The sequence below is a fragment of the Psychrosphaera sp. genome, assembly GCF_982872775.1.
In genome coordinates this window covers 38,182-62,949 of record NZ_CEYNSH010000004.1, presented here as the reverse complement: position 1 = coordinate 62,949, position 24,768 = coordinate 38,182, and the positions used below count along the sequence as shown (strand labels likewise).

26 protein-coding genes are annotated in these 24,768 nt (G+C 41.1%); 18 read left to right on the top strand and 8 right to left on the bottom strand.

Annotated features, from left to right (window positions below):
• Positions 1-27 precede the first annotated feature (27 nt).
• From pstA to AC4E96_RS02165, 5 genes are all read left to right on the top strand, one after another.
• Entirely contained in the window at positions 28-1,677 is a 1,650-nt protein-coding gene (gene pstA / locus AC4E96_RS02185) for a phosphate ABC transporter permease PstA (protein ID WP_490254770.1), read from the top strand.
• An 84-nt stretch (positions 1,678-1,761) separates the two neighbouring features.
• A complete protein-coding gene (pstB, locus tag AC4E96_RS02180) occupies positions 1,762-2,586 on the top strand; it encodes a phosphate ABC transporter ATP-binding protein PstB (RefSeq protein ID WP_488032171.1) in 825 nt (274 codons plus the stop codon).
• 82 nt (positions 2,587-2,668) lie between these two features.
• Entirely contained in the window at positions 2,669-3,373 is a 705-nt protein-coding gene (gene phoU / locus AC4E96_RS02175; RefSeq protein WP_488032172.1) for a phosphate signaling complex protein PhoU, read from the top strand.
• Positions 3,374-3,630: 257 nt separating this feature from the next.
• Positions 3,631-4,308, top strand: a complete 678-nt coding sequence (locus tag AC4E96_RS02170) for a TIGR00153 family protein (protein ID WP_488032173.1) — start codon at positions 3,631-3,633, stop codon at positions 4,306-4,308.
• Positions 4,309-4,344: 36 nt separating this feature from the next.
• A complete protein-coding gene (locus AC4E96_RS02165) occupies positions 4,345-5,628 on the top strand; it encodes an inorganic phosphate transporter (RefSeq protein WP_490254769.1) in 1,284 nt (427 codons plus the stop codon).
• Positions 5,629-5,708: 80 nt separating this feature from the next.
• Here AC4E96_RS02165 and AC4E96_RS02160 read toward each other — a convergent pair whose 3' ends face one another.
• The 5 genes from AC4E96_RS02160 to AC4E96_RS02140 form a co-directional block, all read right to left on the bottom strand.
• Complete coding sequence (locus tag AC4E96_RS02160; RefSeq protein ID WP_490254768.1) at positions 5,709-7,193, bottom strand: GGDEF domain-containing protein; 1,485 nt, start codon at positions 7,191-7,193, stop codon at positions 5,709-5,711.
• 165 nt (positions 7,194-7,358) lie between these two features.
• A complete protein-coding gene (locus tag AC4E96_RS02155) occupies positions 7,359-8,084 on the bottom strand; it encodes a SapC family protein (RefSeq protein WP_488032176.1) in 726 nt (241 codons plus the stop codon).
• 48 nt (positions 8,085-8,132) lie between these two features.
• Positions 8,133-8,327 (bottom strand): hypothetical protein, encoded by a 195-nt coding sequence (locus AC4E96_RS02150; protein WP_488032177.1) that lies wholly within the window; start codon positions 8,325-8,327, stop codon positions 8,133-8,135.
• Positions 8,328-8,523: 196 nt separating this feature from the next.
• Positions 8,524-8,787, bottom strand: coding sequence for a DUF4404 family protein (locus AC4E96_RS02145; RefSeq protein ID WP_488032178.1), 264 nt, complete (start codon positions 8,785-8,787; stop codon positions 8,524-8,526).
• 87 nt (positions 8,788-8,874) lie between these two features.
• Positions 8,875-9,534, bottom strand: a complete 660-nt coding sequence (locus tag AC4E96_RS02140; RefSeq protein WP_488032179.1) for a TorF family putative porin — start codon at positions 9,532-9,534, stop codon at positions 8,875-8,877.
• Positions 9,535-9,787: 253 nt separating this feature from the next.
• Here AC4E96_RS02140 and rpe point away from each other — a divergent pair, with 253 nt between their 5' ends.
• From rpe to AC4E96_RS02075, 13 genes are all read left to right on the top strand, one after another.
• Positions 9,788-10,453 (top strand): ribulose-phosphate 3-epimerase, encoded by a 666-nt coding sequence (gene rpe / locus AC4E96_RS02135; protein WP_488032180.1) that lies wholly within the window; start codon positions 9,788-9,790, stop codon positions 10,451-10,453.
• A gap of 87 nt (positions 10,454-10,540) precedes the next feature.
• Positions 10,541-11,542, top strand: a complete 1,002-nt coding sequence (gene trpS / locus AC4E96_RS02130; protein ID WP_488032227.1) for a tryptophan--tRNA ligase — start codon at positions 10,541-10,543, stop codon at positions 11,540-11,542.
• 83 nt (positions 11,543-11,625) lie between these two features.
• Positions 11,626-12,195 carry an anthranilate synthase component II gene (locus AC4E96_RS02125; protein WP_488032181.1) on the top strand — a complete coding sequence of 190 codons (570 nt, stop codon included), beginning with the start codon at positions 11,626-11,628 and terminating at the stop codon, positions 12,193-12,195.
• 17 nt (positions 12,196-12,212) lie between these two features.
• A complete protein-coding gene (locus AC4E96_RS02120; protein WP_490254767.1) occupies positions 12,213-13,376 on the top strand; it encodes an HDOD domain-containing protein in 1,164 nt (387 codons plus the stop codon).
• A gap of 386 nt (positions 13,377-13,762) precedes the next feature.
• On the top strand, positions 13,763-14,968 hold the full coding sequence (locus tag AC4E96_RS02115; RefSeq protein ID WP_490254766.1) for an aspartate aminotransferase family protein: 1,206 nt from the start codon (positions 13,763-13,765) through the stop codon (positions 14,966-14,968).
• Between the two features lie 81 nt (positions 14,969-15,049).
• Entirely contained in the window at positions 15,050-16,075 is a 1,026-nt protein-coding gene (astA, locus tag AC4E96_RS02110; RefSeq protein ID WP_490254802.1) for an arginine N-succinyltransferase, read from the top strand.
• 9 nt (positions 16,076-16,084) lie between these two features.
• Positions 16,085-17,578 carry a succinylglutamate-semialdehyde dehydrogenase gene (gene astD, locus AC4E96_RS02105; protein WP_488032185.1) on the top strand — a complete coding sequence of 498 codons (1,494 nt, stop codon included), beginning with the start codon at positions 16,085-16,087 and terminating at the stop codon, positions 17,576-17,578.
• A gap of 120 nt (positions 17,579-17,698) precedes the next feature.
• The gene (locus AC4E96_RS02100; RefSeq protein ID WP_488032186.1) at positions 17,699-18,505 is read left to right on the top strand and encodes a 2-oxoadipate dioxygenase/decarboxylase family protein; all 807 of its coding nucleotides are present in this window, start codon (positions 17,699-17,701) and stop codon (positions 18,503-18,505) included.
• A 53-nt stretch (positions 18,506-18,558) separates the two neighbouring features.
• Positions 18,559-18,909, top strand: a complete 351-nt coding sequence (locus AC4E96_RS02095; protein WP_490254765.1) for a DUF3802 family protein — start codon at positions 18,559-18,561, stop codon at positions 18,907-18,909.
• Positions 18,910-18,950: 41 nt separating this feature from the next.
• On the top strand, positions 18,951-19,358 hold the full coding sequence (locus AC4E96_RS02090) for an OsmC family protein (protein ID WP_488032188.1): 408 nt from the start codon (positions 18,951-18,953) through the stop codon (positions 19,356-19,358).
• Positions 19,359-19,698: 340 nt separating this feature from the next.
• Positions 19,699-20,481 (top strand): substrate-binding periplasmic protein, encoded by a 783-nt coding sequence (locus AC4E96_RS02085; RefSeq protein ID WP_490254764.1) that lies wholly within the window; start codon positions 19,699-19,701, stop codon positions 20,479-20,481.
• A gap of 132 nt (positions 20,482-20,613) precedes the next feature.
• On the top strand, positions 20,614-21,408 hold the full coding sequence (gene speD, locus AC4E96_RS02080) for an adenosylmethionine decarboxylase (protein WP_488032190.1): 795 nt from the start codon (positions 20,614-20,616) through the stop codon (positions 21,406-21,408).
• 76 nt (positions 21,409-21,484) lie between these two features.
• Positions 21,485-21,898: an acyl-CoA thioesterase gene (locus AC4E96_RS02075; RefSeq protein ID WP_490254763.1), complete on the top strand. Its 414-nt coding sequence runs from the start codon at positions 21,485-21,487 to the stop codon at positions 21,896-21,898.
• A 33-nt stretch (positions 21,899-21,931) separates the two neighbouring features.
• Here AC4E96_RS02075 and AC4E96_RS02070 read toward each other — a convergent pair whose 3' ends face one another.
• The 3 genes from AC4E96_RS02070 to AC4E96_RS02060 all read right to left on the bottom strand — a co-directional run bounded on the left by AC4E96_RS02070 (position 21,932) and on the right by AC4E96_RS02060 (position 24,597).
• Positions 21,932-22,357: a hypothetical protein gene (locus AC4E96_RS02070; protein ID WP_490254762.1), complete on the bottom strand. Its 426-nt coding sequence runs from the start codon at positions 22,355-22,357 to the stop codon at positions 21,932-21,934.
• Positions 22,350-23,501, bottom strand: coding sequence for an MFS transporter (locus AC4E96_RS02065; RefSeq protein WP_488032228.1), 1,152 nt, complete (start codon positions 23,499-23,501; stop codon positions 22,350-22,352). Before AC4E96_RS02065 ends, AC4E96_RS02070 begins: the two co-directional genes overlap by 8 nt.
• Before the next feature lie 172 nt (positions 23,502-23,673).
• Entirely contained in the window at positions 23,674-24,597 is a 924-nt protein-coding gene (locus AC4E96_RS02060) for a manganese-dependent inorganic pyrophosphatase (RefSeq protein ID WP_490254761.1), read from the bottom strand.
• Positions 24,598-24,768: the final 171 nt, after the last annotated feature.

Here is a 24,768-nt window from a genome sequence, read left to right as displayed (position 1 = left end):
ACCTACTAAAAGATTTGGAGAATAAATATGAAGTTGTGGTTTAAATCAGGTGCCCCTTGGGTTTGGATGACGGCTGGTGCGGTAAGCATCAGTTTGTTAGCCGTCATCGGTTTGTTACTGATGATCGCGTCACGAGGTTTGTCATTCTTTTGGCCTTCACAAATACATCAATTTGATTTGGTTGATGCTAACGGTCAAACACGCACAATTATCGGTGAGATTTATGATCGTGAAGAGGTTCCTACAGCTCGCTTGATTCAATCGGGTGTAAAGTTTGAAAATGTACAAGGTGAATTTGTAGAGCGTTTACTTGTTAAAACTGGTAACCGTGAATTTGTTGACTTGGACTTCCAGTGGATTTTAGGCCCAGAAATAAAGTCTCAGACAACACCTTCGGGCATTGCGGTTTTCGAACGTTCAAAAAATGGTAACTTTTACGGTTTTGTTGAGTCGGTTTCATTAGACGGTGAAGTTATCACCCAAAACACTCAAGAAGCACTTTTCAAAGCAATTGACCGAGCGGTTGAGTTAAATGATTTAGCACTCGACCTACAAAACGATGAAATTGGTTCAATTAATTACGAGTTAGAGCAGTTGCGTTTGCAAGAACGTAAATACGAACTTGAGAATGAATTAACTGACGAGAACCTAGCTCAGTTAAACCAACGTCGTGATGAACTGAGAGCTAAATATAAAGAATACGAAAAACAACTTTTTGAATACCGTGACTTGGCTCGCCGTGACTCGGTAACAGTTCGCGATATGCGTGGCGAATCTGTTGTTATTCCAATTTTCTATGTACTAGACGTGTCATTTCCAAATGACATGAGCTTTATCGCCAAAGTCGGTCAATACATAAAGCAAATTGGTAAGTTTATTACTGACGACCCTCGTGAAGCTAACACTGAAGGTGGTGTTTTCCCTGCAATCTTCGGTACTGTTTTCATGGTACTTCTTATGGCTGTTATTGTGACGCCATTTGGTGTAGTTGCCGCAATTTATCTACACGAATACGCAGGCAACAACCCAGTAACAAAGATTATCCGTATCTCTGTTATTAACTTAGCAGGTGTACCATCTATCGTTTATGGTGTTTTCGGTTTGGGTTTCTTTGTCTACATGTTAGGTGGCTCGATTGACCAATTGTTTTACCCTGAAGCATTACCAGGCCCGACGTTTGGTACTCCTGGCGTTATTTGGTCAGCACTAACGTTAGCAATTTTAACCTTGCCTGTTGTTATCGTTTCAACAGAAGAAGGTCTATCGCGTATTCCAGGTTCGTTGCGACAAGGCTCTTTAGCACTTGGTGCGACAAAGGCCGAGACAATCTGGCGTATTATTATTCCAATGGCCTCTCCTGCTATCATGACAGGTCTTATTCTAGCGGTTGCTCGTGCAGCTGGTGAGGTTGCGCCTCTTATGTTGGTTGGTGTTGTTAAAATGGCGCCGACGTTGCCAATTGATGGAAACTTCCCGTATGTGCACTTAGATCGTAAATTCATGCACTTAGGTTTCCATATCTATGATGTTGGTTTCCAAAGCCCGAATGTTGAGGCTGCGCGTCCACTTGTTTATGCAACGTCATTGTTATTGGTTACTGTCATTATTACGCTAAACATTACAGCGATAGGCATTCGTAACCATTTACGTGAAAAATACAAATCTTTAGAACACTAATCTAGAGATTACCAAGAATACAAATTGGCTGGTGCATGTCACCAGCTTAAGTAAAAGAATTAATTGAAGTTAAGAGGTTACCAGATGATTTCTGTAGCACCGGATATGAGCAACAAAACGTCTTCAAGCGTTGATTTAGATAACTTAAGCCAAGATCAAATTGCTTTGCAAATTAAAGATCTCGACCTTTACTATGGTCAAAAGCAAGCGCTTGAAAACATTAACATGGTGATTCCAAAAGGCCAGGTAACTGCCTTCATCGGTCCATCGGGCTGCGGTAAATCAACGCTATTACGTTGTATCAACCGTATGAATGACTTAGTTGATACATGTCGAATCGACGGTGAAATTCTACTTCACAACCAAAACATCTATGACAAGTCTGTTGATGTTGCTTCACTACGTCGAAAAGTAGGCATGGTATTCCAGCGCCCTAACCCATTCCCAAAGAGTATTTATGAGAATGTAGTTTACGGCTTACGCTTACAAGGCATTAATGATCGCCGCGTTCTCGATGAAGTCGTTCAGCGCTCATTAACTAATGCAGCACTTTGGAACGAAGTAAAAGACCGCTTACACGAAAGTGCACTTGGTTTATCAGGTGGTCAGCAACAACGTCTTGTTATTGCACGTGCTATCGCAATCGAGCCAGAAGTATTGTTACTCGACGAACCAACGTCAGCGCTTGACCCAATTTCAACGCTAACGATTGAAGAATTGATCACTGAGCTAAAAGACAAATACACTGTTGTTATCGTTACGCATAACATGCAACAGGCGGCCCGTGTATCAGACCAGACAGCCTTCATGTACATGGGGCAACTTATCGAGCACGCTGACACTAACGCGCTATTTACAACACCTAAAATGAAGAAAACGGAAGACTACATTACTGGTAGATACGGTTAGAAAAACAAAACGCTGCCAATAATTGCGCAGCGTTCTAATTCGGTTTATATAGTATATAGAGCTAGGTTTTGAGGGGTAGATAATGGAAATTAATTTAAATAAACACATTTCTGGTCAGTTCAACGTTGAACTTGAACAGATCCGTAACGATGTTTTAAAAATGGGTGGCTTAGTTGAACAACAGCTGACAAACGCCTTAAACGCGGTTAACAATCAAGACCAAGAGTTAGCAAAACAGGTTCTTGAGAGCGACATTCATGTTAACAAGATGGAAGTTCAAATTGACGAAGCATGTACGCGTATCATCGCTAAGCGCCAGCCTGCAGCCTCAGACTTAAGATTAGTTTTGGCCATTATCAAAACAATCACTGACTTAGAACGCATTGGTGACGAAGCAGAGCGCATTGCTCGCGTGGCACTTGAATCATTTAACAAAACGCAACAAGAGTTTTTGGTATCTATGGATAACATGGGCCGAAAAGCCATCACTATGATGCACGAGGTTCTTGATGCTTTTGCTCGCATGGATGTAGATGCGGCCTTCGCAGTTCACCAGTCAGATAAGATTTTGGACAAAGAATACGAAGGTATTACGCGTCAATTAATGACCTACATGATGGAAGATCCACGTTCAATTCCGAAAGTAATGGACGTTTTATGGTCAGTTAGATCATTAGAGCGCATTGGCGATCGTTGTCAAAATATTTCTGAGTACATTATTTATTTTGTAAAAGGAAAAGATGTTCGTCACACCTCTGAGTCAGACATTAAAGAAAACGTCCTGTAAACGACTGATTTAAATCCAGTTTAAATCTTCGTCAAAAATTAAAGAATAAGTCAGTGTGTGTGTCGTTTCGCAGGCTGGCTTTTTTTCATTTTTCTGCTGTAATATTTCTGTAACATACCTGTCATAAAATCTTCACCAAGTTGTCATTCAGGCTATGCAATTGGTCTAGAAGAACGTAAAATACAACTTTAAACAAAGCCCGCATTACGATGCAGGCTTTTTTTTGCCATTATCATTTACCAAAATAAGGGTTCATTATGGCCATTAACTCAATTTTAGATGTTTTTGCTAAATCGCCATTAAAAGCGTTAGAAAGACACATCGACGTTGTACATTCAGCTGCAAAGTTACTAAAACCTTTTGTTGAAGCTGTTTGTGAAGAAAATTGGACCAAAGCCTCTGAGCTTCGTGTACAAATTTCTCAGTTAGAAAAAGACGCTGACGAAATAAAACGTGAAGTTCGTATGAATTTACCTCGTGGTTTATTCCTACCAGTAGAAAGAACAGATTTGTTGGAGTTAATCACTCAACAAGACAAAATTGCTAATAAAGCAAAAGACATCTCAGGCCAATTCTTAGGGCGTGAGTTAGCAATTCCTTCTCAAATTCAACCGAGTTTTGTTGCCTTTGTTGATCGCAGCATCGATGCAATTGCACAAGCAGCTAAAGCTATTAATGAATTTGACGAACTACTAGAAACAGGATTTCGCGGCCGCGAAGTGGAACTAGTAGAGCGCATGATTACTGAATTAGATTCAATTGAAGATGATACAGATAGCATGCAAATCTCTATCCGCCAGGAACTTAGAAAAATCGAAGACGAGTTAAATCCTATTGATGTCATGGTGACGTACAGAATGATTGAATGGATTGGGGACTTAGCCGACTTAGCAGAACGTGTGGGTTCAAGACTTGAACTTATGTTAGCGCGTTAAGCACTCACTTTTTATTTTTTAATTTAGGTAATTTTCATGGATATTATATCTACGTACGGCGTCATGCTGATCGCCACCGCAGCCATTGTCGGCTTTTTCATGGCTTGGGGTATTGGTGCCAACGACGTTGCAAACGCAATGGGTACATCAGTTGGTTCTAAAGCTCTAACTATCAAGCAAGCGATCATCATCGCAATGGTATTTGAATTCGCTGGTGCATACTTAGCCGGTGGTGAGGTAACTTCAACCATCCGTAAAGGCATCATTGATTCAGCGCCTTTCATTCCTAATCCAGAATACTTAGTTCTTGGTATGATCTCAGCTCTATTTGCCGCTGCTATTTGGCTTGCTGTTGCTTCTTACTTAGGCTGGCCGGTAAGTACAACTCACTCAATCGTAGGTGCAATAGTTGGTTTTGCTGCGTTTGGTGTAGGTATGGACGCCGTTAACTGGGGTAAAGTTGGTGGTATCGTTGGTAGCTGGATTGTAACACCAATGCTATCAGGCCTTATTGCATACTTAATCTTCATCTCAGCACAAAAGCTGATATTTGATACGGACGAGCCACTTAAAAACGCTAAGAAATACGTTCCGTTTTACATGTTCCTAGCTGGTTTTGTAATGGCACTCGTTACTATCAAGAAAGGTCTTAAGCACGTTGTTAAGTCTGGTGACTTAAACATCTCAGGTACAGAAGCTTACCTTTACGCTATCTTAGCGGGTATCGTTGTAGCGCTTATTGGTAAATACTTCATTAGCCGTATCAAAATTGATCCAAGTGCTGACAAAGAAATGCACTTCAACAACGTTGAAAAAATCTTCGCAGTATTAATGGTTGTTACAGCTTGTTGTATGGCATTCGCACACGGTTCAAATGACGTTGCAAACGCAATTGGTCCACTAGCTGCTGTTGTAAGTATCGTATCTAACGACGGTCAAATCCTTCCTAAAGCATCTCTTGCTTGGTGGATTCTACCTCTAGGTGCATTCGGTATTGTTGCTGGTTTGGCTCTATTCGGTCACCGCGTAATCCGTACTATTGGTAACGGTATCACTCACTTAACGCCAAGCCGTGGTTTCGCCGCTGAATTAGCAGCCGCGTCTACAGTAATCATCGCTTCTGGTACTGGTCTACCTATCTCGACTACACAAACACTTGTTGGTGCGGTATTAGGTGTAGGTATGGCACGTGGTATTGCAGCTCTTAACTTAGGTGTTGTAAGAAACATCGTAGTTTCATGGGTTATCACGCTACCTATCGGTGCAGCGTTATCAATTATCTGTTTCTTAGGTTTAAAAGCTGCCTTTGGCGTAGCATAGTTAAACCTTCGAGTATAAAAAAACCTGCCCTTGGGCAGGTTTTTTTTGTTTTATACCTTTATGCTTTTAGGCGATTTACTTCACCAAGCGACGACTTTGTTTCTTCCTGTATCTTTTGCCATTAATAACGCTTTATCTGCTTTATCAATGACTCGTTGGGGCGTTAAATCTTCTTCATCAAATGTTGCGACACCAATACTGACAGTCACTTTTAATATATTTGAAGAATCGTCAGTTGCCAATTTTAAATCAGCCACCGATTGGCGTAAACGTTCAGCGATGGATTTAGCTTGCTCACAACTAGTACTTGGTAGGATAGCAATAAACTCTTCACCACCATAGCGCCCTGCAGTGTCGTAAGGCCTCATCATAGACTTGATACAACCAGCGATAGCTTTTATTACTTCATCTCCTACTAAGTGTCCGTAATGATCGTTGACTTGCTTAAACTTATCGGCGTCGATCATAATAATACTGAAGGAGCTTTCCTCTCGTTTACTTCTTTGATATTCATAATTGAGCTTTTCAAAAATATGTCTTCTATTAAAAAGTCCGGATAAAGAATCTTCACTAACTAAACGGACAAGTTGTTTGTTACTTTCCTCAAGCTTTTTGTTTGCTGTGGTAATCATGTCATACCAATATAGAATGGCTCTATAACCTAGGTAACAGATAGCGAGCATAACGGCCAATAATATGAATAAAGGGTAAGACAAGCTATCTACAGTATTTTGTGCTTGTGCAAAGCTCATTGACTGACCACCAGCCCAATCAATGTTATTCAGCTGCTTGAGACTAACAATCCGACCGGCCCCAACAAAACAAACCACGACCACTAAGAAAGAGGTCACCATGGCTAACATCGCACCTTTAGCACTTTTTATATGTAGAGCGCTGTCTTTGATTCGAAGTAATTTAGGTCCTACCCAAGGTCCAATAAAATAAAGTATAGGACCTACGATTAGCACGGCTTGCAGCCAACCGCCAAGCCACCAGCCCAGCCAAACAGGGTGAGCCTCATTTAAACCTACATTATTTGTTAATGCCCAGATAAAAGCACCAATTGAGCCAGCTAACGAAGCGACTAAGGAGATTAATAAAAAGCTCACTAGCGACTCTGCGCCTCTTAGATCAGTGCGCATAGGTGTGATGCGATAAAACATGAAGTACATAGCGAGAGCGATAGGGTTGGCAAATGAAAAGACAGCTATCCACTCTATAGGCATACCACCTATAAGTGCCACCAAAAACGTAGATAAGTAGGCTGGAATAGCGGCCCACCAAAAGCCCAACCAAAGCACTAATGGCACACAAAAAATCATTGGTAAATACAAGGTTAGATAAATGGTTTGTGGGCCAAGATCGACCGCAACACCTGTCCACTCAAAAAGTCGTGTAAGCATACCCATCGGAATGACCAATAGGCTTAAACAAAACCATATGATGAATAGGCGGCGAGTTTCACCACCTTTAGACCACATTTTTAGTGGTAAGAACCTTATAAACTGGTTACCAAGCGGCATTTCAATCTCTGCTTGGCCGTGTTTTAGGTTTTCATTTTCCATAAGCAGGTATTCTCCTACCCCTTTTGGTTCAAAACACCATCCTTAGAGTTTATCTCATTAAATCGATTCGGCACTTTATGTACCAAGGTTATTCTGTACAGATACAAAAAAGCTCGTTCTAGGACGAGCTTTTCTATCAAATACTTCTAATTAAGTTAGTGATGCTTATTCAGCTTCAGCTCTTAATTTTGCGCCTTGACGTTCAATTAAGTCTGCAACTTTGTGCATTGAACTTAGGTGCGCATAAATCGGGCCTAAGAAACCACGGCTACGAAGTTTAAGGAATTGCTCATCAGACAGCTCGTTTAACTTCTTCTCATCAACCATTAATAGACCGTTTAAGTTGTATTCACGCTCCATCACTTTTACGTTGATGTTTTTAGGAACAAGTAGCTCCATTTCTTCTAATGCTTCGATGAATGCACGTGTTACTTTTTCGTTTTCGACGTAAGACATCAATGCTTTTTTGCGCTCTAACAAGTGCTCTGTTTCTGAACCATCTTCATTGAATAGCGCTTGGCCTTCTTTTTCACTTACGATGTCACTTGCCATGTTAATTGCGATTGCAAAGCGGTTTTCGTCTTCTTGGTGAGGAATAACGCTTAATGGTACGTGTGTGTAGCGAGCTGGAACGTAACGAGCCGCCCATTTGTTTTCTTCTGTAACGAATAAGTTTGTGTTTTGCTCAACACCTAAAATAACAACAGGGAATGTTGCGCCTGCTTTTTCGTCTTTTACAAAAACAACTGGGAATTCAGCTGCCGCTAATGCGAATTCTTGAACTACAACACCAAGAGCATGTTGGTTTTTTAGATCTTCAACGCTTTTCTTTGGCGCAATTTTTACGTTTCTGTGCGTTTCGTTGTGTAATGCTTGATAATCAGTTGCCATGAGGCCTTCTCCAAAAAGTTCCATGCGCTATGTCGCGCTTAAATATTATTATTCTTTGTCTAACAGTATATCTGTACAACCCTTTGCGCATTTTAAACTGAGTTGCTCATCGGCACTCGAAAGTAAAACTGGTTGCTGACATGTAGGACATTTAACGGGTTTGCCTGCTAATACATTTTTAATCATTGCTTTTTGCTTGTTAAATGTATTTGCAGAAAGTTTGTTCAAGGATGAAAAGTCCATCTGTGTTTTCTACATGTTGATAACTTAGAATCTACATGAGGACAATAAGCTAAAATTAAAGCGCGTCGCAACAGAAAAAACGGATTTATTTTTTACTTGGTGATATTTCAGCCACATTTAGGTCCTGTGGCTATATAAAGTATGCGTTTTATAACATCAGAAGTGAATTTGTAGTGGATTGCTTTTGATTAGAGAATTAAATCCCCATCATTGCCAAACGGTCGATCACCTCTCTGGTTATGCGTTCTAAGGTAGGGTGTTCTGAAGCGAACCGAGCTTCGAGCGCTAACAACTGTGACTCTATTGTTTGCTCGGCTTGAAGCTCATTAGACTTTATCATTTCACTGACTTGGCGATCTAACTCACGAACTTGCTCAATGACTTGTGGATCAACATTTTTGGTTGTTTCTAACTCGGCATGTAACTTAGCTAACGAGTCTACAAGATCGGACGGTAACATGACTTACTCCTCTGTCTAAACCTAACTTAAGCTTAGACAGGAAGTAATAAAATGTGAAATCACAAATCACTATTTAGGTTTAGTAATTTACAGGTCAAAGGAAACACTATATCCAGCATATAATTTCACTTCTTCTGTTTCATCAATGTCTACATCCGTAATTTGAACCTTAGACAAGCCAACATTAAATCCTTTGTAACCATACTCTACTTTTAAATCGAGGGAGTTATTGTCAAATGCGTCGCCCGAGTAATGGCCAACATGAAAAGTCACACCACTATCATCATCAATCGGCAGCTCATAACCAGCTTCCAAATAAAGTGTATCGCCAAAATCTAGACCATCTGCCTCTGCAAGCACCCATGCACCAACAGAGAATTGACCCAAACTCGCCAATGCATATATCTCAGAGAAGTTTAAGTCTGTCGCTCCTGGATAAAGATAAATGATATATCCCAAGTCATAATCTACATCACCACTTGTAAAAGCATAGCCACCGTACAAATCAACTTCCGCATCAGCACCATCTACAGTAGACGCCCAAGTACCAACATAAAAACCATCTTCTGATGCCCAATCCAGACCACCAAACACCGCAGGGTCGCCGTCTGTTTGTTCAAAACCACGCCACAAATAATTTGAAGTAACACCAACATTCGCCGATGTTTCGGCAATAGCCGATACAGGTGTAAATAATGAAGAGGCTATAATTGTTGCCACTGACAGTGATAAAGCTTTTAATTTCATATCGATGTTCCCTTTTATTTTTTATATTCTTAAGTTGTTCTATTTTTTTAAATTAATTAGGCTTGCAGACCGCAACCTTGTTAGCATGGTTTTAATTCATAATTAGAACGTAACAATTTTTGTGCCCAAGGCTATCCAATTGAAAAACATAGACTTTTGTTTAGGCTGGTTTTTTTGAGTTGTTTTTTTGAGCTATTTTGGTGCGAGCGCATCCTTATTTGGTGCTTTTCCAAACAAACTTTTTAGGAAAATTATGGCAAACGAATATATTTTATCTCCCTCTATTCTCTCGGCAGACTTTGCAAAATTAGGCGATGAAGTTAATGAGGTGTTAGCAGCTGGATGCCAGTGGGTTCATTTTGATGTGATGGATAATCACTATGTGCCAAACTTGAGTTTTGGTTCGATGATTTGTAAAGCACTAAAAGAGCACGGAATTGATGCCCCAATTGATGTTCACTTAATGGTTGAGCCTGTTGATGACATGATTGAGCAATTTGCCAAGGCTGGCGCAGACCTGATCACTATCCACCCTGAAGCGACAAAACATCTACACCGTTCATTAATGTTAATTAAAGACGCAGGATGTAAAGCCGGTATTGCCCTCAATCCGGGCACGCCAATTGAGGTGTTGGATGAAGTTTTGCCACTTATCGATATTGTATTGGTCATGTCGGTAAACCCTGGCTTTGGTGGTCAAGCATTCATCCCGGCTAGCCTTGATAAAATAAAGCGTCTTCGCGCCAAAATAGACCAATCAGGATATTCGATACGCATCTCAGTTGACGGTGGTGTAAACCAAGACAATGTCCGAGAAATTGCCGATTGTGGTGCGGACACATTCGTAATGGGCTCGGCAATATTCAATGCCGAAAACCGAGCGGCCAGAGTCGCCCAAATTATCGCCAACTTAGCCTAATTAATCCTTCAATTCGTTGCGCCAATTTGTAATCGGGTTACAATGGCGCACTTTTTAAACGTAACTAACTTCAAAACGGCAAAAACAATGACAAGTACAGTACTCAGTGGTATTCAACCAACAGGCGGCATGACAATCGGTAACTACATTGGTGCAATCAATCAATGGCGTACGATGCAAGATGACAATGACTGCTATTTTATGTTGGTCGACTTACACGCTTTGACCGTGCGTCAAGAGCCCGAAGTACTAAAAAGTCGTGTATTAGATGGCGTTGCATTATATACCGCGTGCGGTATCGACCCAGATAAGTCTGCGTTATTTGTTCAATCTCATGTTCGCGAACACGCTCAGTTAGCGTGGGTACTCAACTGCTATGCGCAAATGGGTGAATTAAACCGAATGACTCAGTTTAAGGATAAATCCTCAAAGCACAGCAACAATGTTAACGTTGGTTTGTTCAGTTATCCTGTTCTACAAGCGGCTGACATTTTACTTTACCAAGCTGATCGCGTACCGGTGGGTGAAGACCAAAAGCAACACTTAGAGCTGACTCGTGATATTGCGACTCGTTTTAACAACTTATATGGCGACGTTTTCACAGTTCCAGATCCGCAAATTCCTCAGTTTGGTGCACGTGTAATGAGCCTTCAAGATCCATTGAAGAAGATGTCAAAGTCTGATGACAATCCAAATGGTTACATCATGTTATTAGATGAGCCAAAGAAGATTGAGAAAAAGCTGAAAAAAGCAGTGACTGACTCTGACGAGCAAGCTCGTATTTACTTTGATACAGAAGAAAAGCCAGGTGTCTCAAACTTACTGACCTTACTAAGTGTCGCAACTGGCCAAAGCATTGAGCAACTTGTACCAGCGTACGAAGACAAAATGTACGGTCACCTGAAAAAAGACACAGCAGAAGCCGTTGTCGCTATGATCGAACCAATTCAGGCTCGATTCAAAGAAATTCGTGATGACCAAACTGAATTAGAACGCATCATGAAAATTGGTGCAGAGAAAGCATCGATCAAGGCTGAAAAAACACTAACTTCAGTTTACGATGCACTTGGACTTGTTAGTCGTCCATAACCATAAGTGTCCAATAGCGTCGTCATTCAAGCATTTCTTTTAGTGTCGACGCTGCCTTTTATCTCACTGATAGACGTCCCCAAATGCTTTTAATGATCGACAACTACGACTCGTTCACTTACACCTTAGTGAATTACTTTGAGTCTTTAGATCAAGACGTATTGGTCAAACGAAATGACGAATTAAGCGTAAGTGATATTCGCGCACTAAACCCTGAGCGAATTGTTATCTCGCCAGGCCCTTGTTCGCCAAATGAAGCCGGTGTGTCTTTACAAACCATCGAACACTTTTATCAGAGTAAACCCATTCTTGGCGTCTGTTTAGGTCATCAAGTCATTGCTCAACAATTTGGTGCAACAGTAAAACGAGCGCCACACGTAATGCATGGAAAAACATCATCAATTAGCCACCAAAACTCTGCGCTCTTTGCAACATTACCCTCCCCGATGACCGTTACCCGTTATCACTCTCTAATAGCAGACGAGTCTACGTTACCCGACTTTATTAAACCGGTAGCTTGGGTTGATGGTCCCGAAAAAGAATTAATGGCGTTAGAAATGACAGAATATCCAGTTGCAGGTGTACAATTCCATCCAGAGTCGGTAATGTCGGAACACGGCTTAACTTTATTGAACAACTTTTTGTCATTGTAGTATCAAGAGTAACGGCAATGGATGCGCAAAATAGTAAATTAACACAAATCATCACCCATCGATTTTCTGACTTTATCGTATCTGATCAAATTGCCAAACAACGACTTGGATTGATTAGTAAATCTGATCAAGCTAGCGACACTAATCGCAACCTACTCACCGTAGAGGCCCGAGCTCAAGAACAAAAAGCCCGCCAAGCCAAAACGGCGGAAGAATTCTTAATTTACATCAACGAGTACTTCCACGATGCCCTTTTCAATTACATCGAACACATCGTTGACAACAAAAGTGTTTTATTTAGTAACATATTTAAAGTGGATACTGCGCTAATTAAGCTGATTCAAGTTTGTTTGCAACCTAATGCCAGTTCAAATCAGATTGCCCAACACGTCGCGCTTGTACCATGGCTCAAAAAAGAGTTGTTAGGCCTCGTTAACAAGCCTCCTTTTCGCGATCCGAAGTCGACTCGACCAATGTTAGACGATGTTATGCTTGCGATTAGGTATGTGGGGCCTGATAACATAAAGATGCCAATCATAGCCCTGGTTGCCAAACACTGGCAACCACATAGCACCGAACCTTTTTCAGATGCCAAAAATAAGCTCTGGCAATATTCTGTTGCTGTCGCCAATTGCATGGAACAGCTGGCAGAGAGTTGTAATTTACCACCACTGCATGCTTACTTGTTTGGCCTATTGCATAGTGTTGGTTATGGACTAGCACTTAGGCTTTATCTAAAGTCGTTTGAGAAAGTTCGCCTAACAGAAATGAAAAAGGCCAGACAAAGTGGTCGTCCAGATATCGAAAAAGCGTTAAATGCGCTGACTTATGATGGTGAATTTGCATCCGACATTTTGTTTAAACATTCTTTGGACATCTCTAAGGGACTATTTGACAAGCTAGCAATTGATTATCCTCACTTTGTCCAAGCCCTTGACCTTGGCATTACTTGGCCTGATACCATCATTGACCAAGACATAGATAAAACCACTAAAGCGTTTTATCAGCTGTTTATTAAGTCGATGACCTACGGCCAATACAAGATCTTACAAAAAGCTCGCTTAATTGAACTCAACGAAGCAAAGCGTTTTTTAACCAATGCCAAAATCAATAATGACTTTATATCAAACCTAAATAAAGTCGATTTATCCAAACTCAACCTCATCACCAGGCACATTTAACCTTACCCATACTGTTTAATATTCAACCAAGCCATTAATATTTTCTTTTCAATTTATTTATCAAAATTATTTTTGGGCATCTATGCAGTTAAATTTTTGCACTAAATTTGGGCATTTTTCATCCCCATTGCTCAATAGGATATAGAAAACTTGGTATACAGCCCTGCAAGATTTTGCCACACATGAATAATAGTTAAATATTTATTCACTATTTATTCATATAAAGACCGATTCCAGTTCTGACAAGGGTTTGCGAGCGTTTAGGGGGCAGACAAATGCTCAAAAATTTGCAATAATGCCGTCATATTTACTTTTTTAAACCTCAAATTTTCGGATAAACATTATCCAAATTAGAATAAATTTGGGCTTAACATAAGGATACAAACATGACTGTAACACGTGCTTTATTTGATGACGTAATGGTTCCTAACTACGCACCTGCGGCGATTATTCCAGTTAAAGGTGAAGGCTCTCGCGTATGGGACCAAGATAACAAAGAGTACATCGATTTTGCTGGCGGCATTGCGGTCAACTGTCTTGGTCATTGTCACCCTGCTTTAGTCGGTGCATTAAAAGAGCAAGGTGAAAAAATTTGGCACCTTTCAAACGTAATGACAAATGAACCTGCATTGCGTTTAGCTAAAAAATTAGTCGATAGCACATTTGCTGAAAAAGTATATTTTGCAAACTCTGGTGCAGAAGCAAACGAAGCGGCACTTAAGCTTGCACGTCGTTGGGCATTAGATGTTCACGGCGAAGGCAAAACGCAAATCATTTCTTTCAAGAAAGGCTTTCACGGTCGTACTTTCTTCACAGTTACAGTAGGCGGTCAGCCAGCTTATTCTGATGGTTTTGGTCCTAAGCCAGGCGATATCGTTCATGCTGAATACAACAACTTAGACAGCTTAAAAGAGCTTATCTCTGACAAAACGTGTGCTGTTATGCTTGAGCCTATCCAAGGTGAAGGCGGTATCGTGCCTCCAACAAAAGAGTTTATCGAAGGCGTTCGTCAATTATGTGACGACAACAACGCATTATTGATTTTTGATGAAGTTCAATCAGGTGTTGGTCGTACAGGTGAGTTATTTGCATATATGGGTCTTGGTGTAAACCCAGACATCCTAGCTTCAGCAAAAGCATTAGGCGGTGGTTTCCCAATCGGTGCAATGCTAACTACAACTGAATTGGCTAAACACCTTAAAATCGGTACTCACGGTTCTACTTACGGTGGTAACCCACTAGCGTGTGCCGTTGCAGAAGCGGCTTTTGACACAGTAAATACAAAAGAAGTATTAGACGGTGTTAAAGAGCGTGAAGCCATCTTCAAGAAGAAGCTTGCTGAAATCAATGACAAATACGATGTATTTAAAGACATCCGTGGTCAAGGTCTTCTTGTTGGTGCCGAGCTTAACGATAAGTACACAGGTCGTGCAAAAGACTTCTTAAACGCCGCGCTTGCACAAGGTGTAATGAGCCTAGTCGCTGGTGCTAACGTTATTCGTTTCACTCCATCTCTTGTTATTCCAATGGCTGACATTGAAGAAGGTATGGCGCGATTCGAACAAGGTGTTGCAAACATCGTCAACGCATAATGAGCTTTTTAGCTTAATTGGCGGAAGTAATTTAAATAGCCAATGATTTTCATTGGCTTTTTTCTATAGGAAGAAGATGTGATGTTTGTAATTCGTCCAATCCAAGAAAAAGATTATCCTGAACTGCTAAAAATTGCAGAAGAGTCAGGTCATGGTTTTACTTCGTTACCGGTTAACGAAGAATTAATCAGTAACAAGATCAAACGCGCAGAAGCATCGTTTAAGTCTCAAGTTTCTGAACAACCTGAAGAGCATGGCTTTTTATTTGTTATGGAAGATGTCGAGACAGGTCGAATCATGGGCACGAGTGGTATCGAGTCGTATGTCGGTCTTGAAGACGCCTTTTATCATTATCACCTAGGCAAAGTAGTTCATCATTCTCGCGAGCTAAATATCTATAACACAGCCGATATTTTGACCCTGTGTAACGATTATACAGCCGCTACAGAGTTGTGTACCTTGTTCTTGCGTGAAGACTTTAGAAAAGGCATCACTGGCCGCGTACTTTCTAAATTCCGATTCTTATTCTTAGCACAACACAAAGAGCGCTTTTCAAATACCGTCATCGCAGAAATGCGTGGTGTATCAGATGAAAACGGCGACTCTCCATTTTGGCAATGGCTTGAGAAGCACTTCTTCTCAATGGACTTTCCTACGGCTGACTACTTAACGGGTATCGGTCAAAAAGTCTTTATTGCTGAGTTAATGCCTAAGTACCCGGTGTACGTAAACTTATTGTCTGAAGAAGCACAAGCTGTTATTGGTAAGGTTCACAAAAACACCGAACCAGCCTTAAAGCTTCTTAAGTCAGAAGGTTTTAGCTATAAAAACTACGTCGATATTTTCGATGGTGGCCCGACGGTCGAAGCTAATATTGCCAACATCCACACGGTTCAAAACAGTGACTTGTATACAGTAGAAATTGTTGATGCCCTTGAATCTGACACAAATATCATTATCTCTAACACGTCTGTTCAAGAATTTAGAGCAACTGTAGCCAAAACTGAATTAAACAAAGATCAAATGGTGATCACGCTGACTCAGGAATATGCAGATATACTGAAGGTAAATGGCGGTGATCAAGTTCGCGCTGCGGTCTTAAAATAGGATTTAACCATGTCAAATACAGAAAACAAATACATAAACGGCCAATTCATTAACGGTGAATGGTTAGCGGGTGAAGGCGACTTAGTTGAGTCAGTTAACCCAGCGACCGACGAAGTGATCTGGCAAGCATTATCTGCGACCGAAGCTCAAGTTGATGCCGCGGTTATGGCAGCACGTGAAGCGTTTTTACCATGGGCTGACAAGACCGTTGAAGAGCGTTTAGAGATCATTAAGCGTTTTTCTGAACTGCTGGGTGAATACAAAGAACCAATGGCGTTGGCAATGGCCCAAGAAACGGGTAAGCCTTTATGGGAAACGCGCACAGAAGTTGGTGCGATGATTGGCAAAGTGGCGATTTCTGAAAAAGCCTACAACGAGCGTACGGGCACTAAAGAAAACCCAATGCCAGTTGGTAAAGCAATGTTACGTCACCGCCCACATGGTGTTGTTGCTGTATACGGCCCTTATAACTTCCCTGGTCACTTACCAAATGGTCACATTGTTCCAGCGCTAATCGCTGGTAACACGGTTGTCTTCAAGCCAAGTGAATTAACCCCAATGGTTGCTCAACTTACTGTTGAACTATGGCAAAAAGCTGGCCTACCAAAAGGTGTTGTTAACTTAGTTCAAGGTGAAGTTGAAACGGGTAAAGCCTTAGCGAACCACCCTCAAATTGACGGTTTGTTCTTCACTGGTAGCTCTGGTACAGGCCACTTATTACATAAGCAGTTTGCTGCTCAACCGGGCAAAATCCTTGCCTTGGAAATGGGTGGTAACAATCCACTTATCGTTAATGACGTTAAGAATACTGATGCCGCAGTTCATGACATTATTCAGTCAGCGTTTATTTCAAGCGGTCAGCGTTGTACATGTGCACGTAAACTTCTATTACCTGTTGGTCCAGAGGGCGATGCCATCTTAGCTAAGTTAATTGAAGCGACTAAGAACATTGTTGTTGGTGATTCTCTAGAAGAAGGCGCTGAACAGCCGTTCATGGGCTCTATGATTTCTGAGCGCGCTGCTTTAGGTATGGTTGAAGCACAACAAGCGCTAGTAAAACTTGGCGGCAAAGTGTTAGTTGAACTAACTCACCTTAAAGAGCATACCGGTTTTGTTTCTCCAGGCATCATTGACTGTACTGATATCGCTAACTTCCCTGATGACGAGCACTTTGGTCCATTACTAAAAGTTTTCCGTTTTAGTGATTTCGATCAAGCTATCAAAGTGGCAAATGATACAAGCTACGGTTTGTCGGCAGGCCTTTTAAGTGATGACGCTGCGTTATACGACCGTTTCTTAAGCCGTATCCGTGCCGGTATCGTTAACTGGAACCGCCCAATTACAGGTGCGAGCAGTGCTGCGCCATTTGGTGGTATTGGTCAGTCTGGTAACCACAGAGCGAGCGCCTACTACGCCGCAGACTACTGTGCTTACCCAGTTGCTTCAGTCGAACTTGACGAAGTGGTGTTGCCTGATTCTTTAAGCCCAGGCCTAAAAATCTAAATAAAAGCGGCTTAGGCCGCTTTTTTTAATCGTATCAATAATAAAAGTTGGTTATCTATTTACGGTGGTTAGTCGCGTTAGATAGAACCAATCAAAACGTTTAATATCAAAGGAAATATCATGCATTCAAATGTAAACGAACTGTTTGAAAACATGTGGTCAAAGTACCTAACGGTTACTCCTTCTGCACAAAAAATTCATGCTCTTTTAGGTGAAGACAACGGCAAAGATGTGATTAATGATCACATTGCCCTGCGAACCTTTAATATTGAGAAGGTAAGTTTAGATAAACTAGCCGCTCATCTTTTAGCCTTAGGGTATAAAGACGGTGGTGACTATGACTTTGAAGCTAAAAAGCTAAAAGCAAAACACTTTGAACACGAAGATGAAACGCTACCTAAAGTCTTTATCAGTGAGTTATTGGTTGAAGAGTTTTCAGAACAAGCTCAAGCCATCATTCGCAACATGGTTGACCAAATTGATGAAGAAGCCGTAACCGCAGACAACTTCTTGTACTCAGGTACACATTGGCAAGTCAGTCACCAAGATTACCTAACATTATTAGACGAGAGCGAATACGCCGCTTGGATGTCTGCTTGGGGATACATTCCTAACCACTTTACAGTAAGTGTTAATCAGCTAACCAAATACGAAACACTTGAGTCTGTAAATGAGACATTAAAATCCGCAGGATTTGTACTTAATACATCTGGTGGTGAAATCAAAGGCTCGCCTGAAGTGCTTCTTGAGCAATCTTCTACTATGGCCGACAAGGCAACTGTAGAGTTTAGCGATGGTGCCCACACTATTCCAAGTTGTTTTTATGAGTTTGCTCGTCGATATGAAATCGAACCTGGTAAGTTATACAGCGGCTTTGTTGCGGCGTCTGCCGATAAGATCTTTGAAAGTACAAACGTTAAAGGGTAAATTTAGTCCTTACTAATCAAAACCCAAATGTATTTTCAATAAGGATAAGTTGAATGGTCACTGATAAAACCGCCTACGATGAATTGATGGAATACTTGTATTCTAGCCGTGATATTTTTACGCAGCGCAATGGCCAAATCGTGCCCAACTTAACCTTAGAAGTGTTAGTCGAAGATGAGATCGCTAATCAAATCATTACGCTTTGCAGTCAGCATGAAGACTTAGAAGTAAACCACCGTTCTATTATTGTTCGTGAAGTAGACAGTATTGTTTACGATATGCAACAAGTGCTTTTTGATCACTGGCAGCAGCCTGTAACCCAAGAGCACGTGGAATACGTAAAGGAATTCACCGGACTCATCAAAAACATTTTTGATGGGGCCATCGCTGACTTACTCGACTAATTCGTTAAGTCGTTCTAAACAAACACAGTTAGAGTTTAAAAATGAAAGCAAAAGTAACCTGGCAAGAAGGCATGGCCTTTGTTGGTGAATCAGAGTCTGGTCACAAGATCATTCTTGACGGTGACAATCCTGGGACCGCACCGAGTCCAATGGAAATGGTATTATTATCAGCCGCCACTTGCAGCGCGATTGATGTCGTATCCATTTTGGAGAAAGCGAAACAAAAAGTGGATGATGTATGGGTCGAAATTGATGCAGAACGTGCCGAAACGGTACCAAAGGTATTCAATTCTATTCACTTAAAATTTGTTGTTAAAGGCGTTGACGTGGGTGACAAACACGTTGCACGAGCTGTTAGTTTATCGGCTGACAAGTACTGCTCGGTCGCCAAAATGTTAGAAGCAAGTGTGAACATTACTCACGACTTTGAGATTTTAGAGCGCGATTAACCTTTCGCAACTGTGAAGTACCGCACAAGTGGGCGCACACCATCGGCTAACCTAGCATGGTCGCTTCACTTATCTAGCCCATGAGCCGCCCAGCGGCTCATTTATTACTTTTTCATCGCTTATTGATAGAGTCTAATTCAATCTAGAAAACTGGATTAGGAATGCTAAACTTTAATAACGACTTCTAAATCTAGTTACTTAAAAAAACCGGACGACTGTTTAAGTCGTTTAGTTTAAAAGTCATTAATTTAGTAGCATTAAATTAGCACATATTTTTTCCAGAGTCATAATAATATAGTGACTTGGGAAACATCGGTTTTTATTTTTCGGAAAGTATAAGATGCAATCAATGTTTTTTAGGTTATTACTTTTAGAATGTGCAGCTATTGTGTTGACCTTATCAATGAGTGTTACTGCTTCCTCCTTAGAACTCAACAAACTCACTTACATAACGGAAAACAATGCCTCGTTTAACTATATTCGAAATGATCAATTACAAGGGTTTGCAGTTGAGTTATTGTTAAGTGCATCGGCAGACTTGGATAGTCCAGTTAAACGCGATGAGATTTTAGTTCAGCCTTGGGCTAGAGCGTTTAAAAATGCTTTGCGAGGACCCAAAACCGTTTTATTCAGTACAATTCGCACTCCTGAACGAGAAGATAAATTTCAATGGGTGGGACCCATCGCCACTGAAAGCGACGTAGTGATAGCGCTCAAAGCTCGTCAGATTAAAATCACTGACTCAGCCAACTTAAAGAGATATATCGTCGGTGCGGTTAGAGGTGATGTAGGAGAAGAAATACTTCACGAAATAAACGTCCCGTCGGACCAAATTGTGTTGTTGCCTAGCCCGACAAGTATGGGAACCATGTTAACAGCTAAACGAATTGATGCATGGATTTTTGGAGAGTTTGCTTGGCGCGAAACGTTAATGTCAGCCGGGTTAAATCCTTCTTTATTTGAAATTGTTTTTCGTTTTCCGCCAAAGCATTACTATTTCGCCTTGAGTACGGACATTGACCCTATGCTAGTTCAATCCTTTCAATTAGCTATTGAGAAAACGCTTGAAAAATACCAAGACAATTCAGAAATTTCTCAACTGTCGAGCAAAGATCTAAACTAACAAAGGGCAGTTAGGCTTCGAATTGCATGTCAATTGAATCCCATCTATATTACTAAAATTCATTTTGTAATTAGGTGGGATTACTATATTATCCGCGCCCTAATTCACTATTTGTTTTTGAGGAATGCCTGATTGAAACCGAACGTTAAATTACACGGCTTTAATAACCTAACTAAAAGCTTAGGTTTCTGCATTTACGATGTTTGTTACGCTCAAACCGAAGCACAACGTCAAGAGTACATCGAGTATATCGATGAACAATACAATGCTGACCGTTTAACGGATATATTAACTGAAGTCTGTGACATCATCGGCGCCAACATTCTTAATGTGGCTCGCCAAGACTATGACCCACAAGGCGCATCAGTAACTATTTTGGTAAGTGAAGAGGAAATTAAGTCACCTTCAGAAGTCGATCAGTCTGAAGCACCTGGCCCCGTTCCAGAGAGCGTCGTAAGCCACTTAGATAAAAGCCACATCTGTGTTCATACATACCCTGAAGTACACCCACACGATGGCATTTGTACATTCCGTGCGGACATCGAAGTATCTACCTGTGGTGTTATTTCTCCGCTTAAAGCACTTAACTACCTAATTCATGAATTAGAGTCGGATATCGTTACACTCGATTACCGTGTTCGTGGCTTTACACGTGATACAGATGGCAATAAGCACTATATCGACCACGACATTAACTCGATTCAAAACTTCATTGGCGATGACATTCTTGAGCAATACGACATGATTGATGTAAACGTGTATCAAGAAAACATGTTTCACACCAAGATGATGATCAAAGACAACGACTTAAATAACTATTTATTTGGCTTGTCGACAGATGACTTAAACGAAGAACAACAACAAGAAATTCACGACAAGCTTAGGCAAGAGATGTCGGAGATTTTTTACGCTCGAAACATGCCATAAAACGTGTCATGATGACGATTCAAAAAAGCGGTCGATTGGCCGTTTTTTTATGTCTAAAAACAACAGGTAACTCAGTATGTTCAGTATTACTTTACAGCCCCGATTCGCCGAGACAGATGGTCTGCAGCACATTAACAACACCGTTATTCCCGTTTGGTTTGAAAGCGCTCGTCCAGGTATTTTTAAAATATTCAACCCAGAACAAGACATCAAAAAGTGGAATTTGATCATCGCCAAAATCGAGGTGAATTATTTAGCACAAATCCACTACGGGCAAGAAGTGGAAATTCGCACTCACATCAGTAAATTAGGCGGTGCGAGCCTAACAATTTTACAAGAAGTGTATCAAGGCGGGAAACGTGCCGCTTGGGGTGAGTGTGTGATGGTAAAATTTGATTACAGCACAAACTCCAGTGCACAAATCAATGACGAAGAAAGAAAACAGCTAGAAGAACACTTAGTTGATAAAGAATCTTTACTCGCTTCATAGTTTTCAAGTTAATAAGCGCCAACTTTTAAAGTTCTAGAACAACACACTTACGTCGTCTATTTCACCAAGGGCGTCTTCAGCTAACGCTTGTTGACGTTCCTCTTCTGTTAAAATACCCACAAATGGTGTGCGGCGACGATACTTGTTCATCTGAAATGAGTCTTCCAACATCCCTTTTAAAAAGTCCTCTGGCGAGTCCAACATTTCCAATAAACTCTGCCAAGTTAAGTACTCGCCATAACGCATTTTTCCTAGGTCATATCGAGTCGAGATCGTTTCTAAAACACGCTCTGCGAGACTTGAGTCGCCAGCCTGGTGGGCTTTAAGTATTTTGACGGCGATGGCTCTGTGTATTACCAATACTTGTCGATTGATCAACGCTTCTTTTATACCGCCGCGACGCTTTTGAAAACTGGGTCGGCGGCTTTTTTTACGATCAAAACTTTGGCGTTTAAACATACTCTTTTTCTGGTGTAGTTGGCTTGGCTAACGTTGTCGGCAAAGCTTCTGTTGGCTCGTTTGGAATTAACTGGCTGGCAATTAAACTGCACAAAGCAAAGCCTGCGCCGATTAAAAATACCAGTGTACTCGAGTATAACCATACTAAACCTAACAACGCTGGGATCACTACCGCAGCGATATGATTAATGGTAAATGACACGGACGCAGTAGCGGCGATGTCTTTTTGGTCTGCTATTTTTTGTAGGTAGGTTTTTATAGCTATCGCCAAAGCAAAAAACATATGGTCGATAATATATAAACCGGCCGCGATATGAGGGTTACTAACAAAAGCATATCCAACAAAAACGAGTATTAGACCAACATATTCTAAAGTTAAAGCTTTTCGCTCACCTATCACGCCAACCCACTTACCAATTTTGGCGGCAAATAACAGGTTAAAAACGTAGTTCACACCAAATAAAAGACTGATTTCACCGACACTGTAACCAAACTTTTCGACCATCATAAAACCAGCAAAAACCACAAAAATCTGTCTGCGAGCACCGCTCAAAAAGGTCAGTGTGTAATACAGCCAGTAGTTTTTTCGCAAGATAACTTTTTTAGTTTGTGTAGCAGGCTGTTCAAACATTGGAAAACCAAACCACAACAAAAGCACCACGGCCAAGCCAATGCCACCAGCCAATAAATACGTCGTTTTGTAGGTGACTTCAAACCACTCCATCAACAGCCAAATTCCACCAAACGCCAACAGTGCACCAAAGGACTTCACCGCGAGTGACTTACCCAAAAAGTGCGCGGACTCTTTTTTATCCAACCACTGTAACGTGAGACTTTGTTGGGTCGTTTCAAAATAGTGAAAGCCAATACTCATAACCAGCGTTGTAAGATACAAGCCGTACTCGCTAGGAAAGAACCCTGTCGCAGCGACGCCGGCACTCATGACACCAATCGACAAGATGGCAAAACGCTGTTCGCGAACAAATAACAGGACATAAATGGCAGTAAACGCCAAAAACCCTGGTATCTCTCGAATGGATTGCAACAAACCAATTTCCGCGCCAGTAAACGCAGCTTTTTCTATGACGAAGTTGTTGAGTAGTGCCATCCAAGTTGAAAACACAAACGGCATGACAAACGCCATAGCAAGCAAGAAAGTTTGAGGAGATAAGCGATTCACAGGCGATCCATTGAAGGTAGGTGAGTGTCGAAAGATGAGCTCTATTCTAGCTAAAAAACAGACAGTTTAGAACTTTTTAAACAGGTACAAAAAAGCCGTGCATTGCACGGCTTCGAGATATAAAGACAGGTATTAATTATGCACCAAATGCGTCTTGTAGAGGTGGTACAACTTGCTTCTTACGGCTCATAATACCATCAATCCAAACACGGCCATTTTCTAGCTTCACGTCAAAGGCTTTTTCAACGATACTCTCGTCTTCAGAAACGACTAATAACTCTGAACCTTCCTTCATGATGTCTGTTAACAACAAGATAGTTGAATGACGGTTGCCTCCTTCACGAAGTGCTTTTAAGTCAGCGTGTAGTTCGTCTTTGAATGAATCAAAGATAGCTAAATCAACAACTTCTAACTGACCGATACCTACAAGGTTGCCGTTCATGTTGAAGTCTTTAAAGTCGCGAAGTACTAAGTCACGCATTGGCGTATCTTCTACTGCTGATTTCACTTTGAACATTTCCATGCCAAGCTCTTTTGGATCGTCAATGCCTGCGATTTCAGCTAGCGCTTCAACACACTTAATATCAGCCGTTGTACAAGTTGGTGATTTGAAAATGACTGTGTCACTTAAAATTGCACACATCATAGCGCCTGCGATGTCTTTTGGAATTTCAACATCGTGGAAGTCGTACATCATCTTGATGATTGTGTTAGTACAACCTACTGGACGAATCCAGCACTCAAGTGGTGCAGACGTTGTGATGTCACCAAGTTTGTGATGATCAATAATACCTAAGATCGTCGCTTCATCGATGTCATCAGGGCCTTGTACACGGTCTGAGTGGTCTACCACGTATAGGCTTTCACCAGCGTAGCTTAACTTTAGCTCCGGCTCTTCAAAACCAAAACGCTCAAGGATAAATTTAGTTTCTGGAGAAAGTTCACCTAGACGCGCTGGAACCGTTGGCTCACCTAATGTCGTCTTTAAGTACGATAATGCAATCGCAGAACAAATAGAATCTGAGTCAGGTACTTTGTGACCTACTACATAATTTGGCATGTCAAACCCTTAAATATAAAGATAGATGTAATTTTAATGCGGGGAATTATAACGAAATTGGACCAAATTTCGACAATAAAATGTGTTTGCTGATCAGGTAAAAAGAAAGCCAGTTCGGTGTGTCTATTGCACCAGCACACCGAACTGGACTTGAGGAACACGAGTTTTTGT

Excerpts from the sequence above, each read along its gene's own strand:
- AC4E96_RS02065 (WP_488032228.1), bottom strand. The coding sequence starts at position 23,501 with ATGGCGTTTGTCATGCCGTTTGTGTTTTCAACTTGGATGGCACTACTC.
- AC4E96_RS02165 (WP_490254769.1), top strand. The coding sequence starts at position 4,345 with ATGGATATTATATCTACGTACGGCGTCATGCTGATCGCCACCGCAGCC.
- AC4E96_RS02150 (WP_488032177.1), bottom strand. The coding sequence starts at position 8,327 with ATGGACTTTTCATCCTTGAACAAACTTTCTGCAAATACATTTAACAAG.
- AC4E96_RS02140 (WP_488032179.1), bottom strand. The coding sequence starts at position 9,534 with ATGAAATTAAAAGCTTTATCACTGTCAGTGGCAACAATTATAGCCTCT.
- trpS (WP_488032227.1), top strand. The coding sequence starts at position 10,541 with ATGACAAGTACAGTACTCAGTGGTATTCAACCAACAGGCGGCATGACA.
- pstA (WP_490254770.1), top strand. The coding sequence starts at position 28 with ATGAAGTTGTGGTTTAAATCAGGTGCCCCTTGGGTTTGGATGACGGCT.
- AC4E96_RS02070 (WP_490254762.1), bottom strand. The coding sequence starts at position 22,357 with ATGTTTAAACGCCAAAGTTTTGATCGTAAAAAAAGCCGCCGACCCAGT.
- AC4E96_RS02075 (WP_490254763.1), top strand. The coding sequence starts at position 21,485 with ATGTTCAGTATTACTTTACAGCCCCGATTCGCCGAGACAGATGGTCTG.
- AC4E96_RS02085 (WP_490254764.1), top strand. The coding sequence starts at position 19,699 with ATGCAATCAATGTTTTTTAGGTTATTACTTTTAGAATGTGCAGCTATT.
- pstB (WP_488032171.1), top strand. The coding sequence starts at position 1,762 with ATGATTTCTGTAGCACCGGATATGAGCAACAAAACGTCTTCAAGCGTT.
- AC4E96_RS02155 (WP_488032176.1), bottom strand. The coding sequence starts at position 8,084 with ATGGCAACTGATTATCAAGCATTACACAACGAAACGCACAGAAACGTA.
- AC4E96_RS02095 (WP_490254765.1), top strand. The coding sequence starts at position 18,559 with ATGGTCACTGATAAAACCGCCTACGATGAATTGATGGAATACTTGTAT.
- AC4E96_RS02125 (WP_488032181.1), top strand. The coding sequence starts at position 11,626 with ATGCTTTTAATGATCGACAACTACGACTCGTTCACTTACACCTTAGTG.
- AC4E96_RS02170 (WP_488032173.1), top strand. The coding sequence starts at position 3,631 with ATGGCCATTAACTCAATTTTAGATGTTTTTGCTAAATCGCCATTAAAA.
- AC4E96_RS02145 (WP_488032178.1), bottom strand. The coding sequence starts at position 8,787 with ATGTTACCGTCCGATCTTGTAGACTCGTTAGCTAAGTTACATGCCGAG.
- AC4E96_RS02115 (WP_490254766.1), top strand. The coding sequence starts at position 13,763 with ATGACTGTAACACGTGCTTTATTTGATGACGTAATGGTTCCTAACTAC.
- phoU (WP_488032172.1), top strand. The coding sequence starts at position 2,669 with ATGGAAATTAATTTAAATAAACACATTTCTGGTCAGTTCAACGTTGAA.
- AC4E96_RS02100 (WP_488032186.1), top strand. The coding sequence starts at position 17,699 with ATGCATTCAAATGTAAACGAACTGTTTGAAAACATGTGGTCAAAGTAC.
- AC4E96_RS02120 (WP_490254767.1), top strand. The coding sequence starts at position 12,213 with ATGGATGCGCAAAATAGTAAATTAACACAAATCATCACCCATCGATTT.
- AC4E96_RS02090 (WP_488032188.1), top strand. The coding sequence starts at position 18,951 with ATGAAAGCAAAAGTAACCTGGCAAGAAGGCATGGCCTTTGTTGGTGAA.
- rpe (WP_488032180.1), top strand. The coding sequence starts at position 9,788 with ATGGCAAACGAATATATTTTATCTCCCTCTATTCTCTCGGCAGACTTT.
- astA (WP_490254802.1), top strand. The coding sequence starts at position 15,050 with ATGTTTGTAATTCGTCCAATCCAAGAAAAAGATTATCCTGAACTGCTA.
- astD (WP_488032185.1), top strand. The coding sequence starts at position 16,085 with ATGTCAAATACAGAAAACAAATACATAAACGGCCAATTCATTAACGGT.
- AC4E96_RS02060 (WP_490254761.1), bottom strand. The coding sequence starts at position 24,597 with ATGCCAAATTATGTAGTAGGTCACAAAGTACCTGACTCAGATTCTATT.
- AC4E96_RS02160 (WP_490254768.1), bottom strand. The coding sequence starts at position 7,193 with ATGGAAAATGAAAACCTAAAACACGGCCAAGCAGAGATTGAAATGCCG.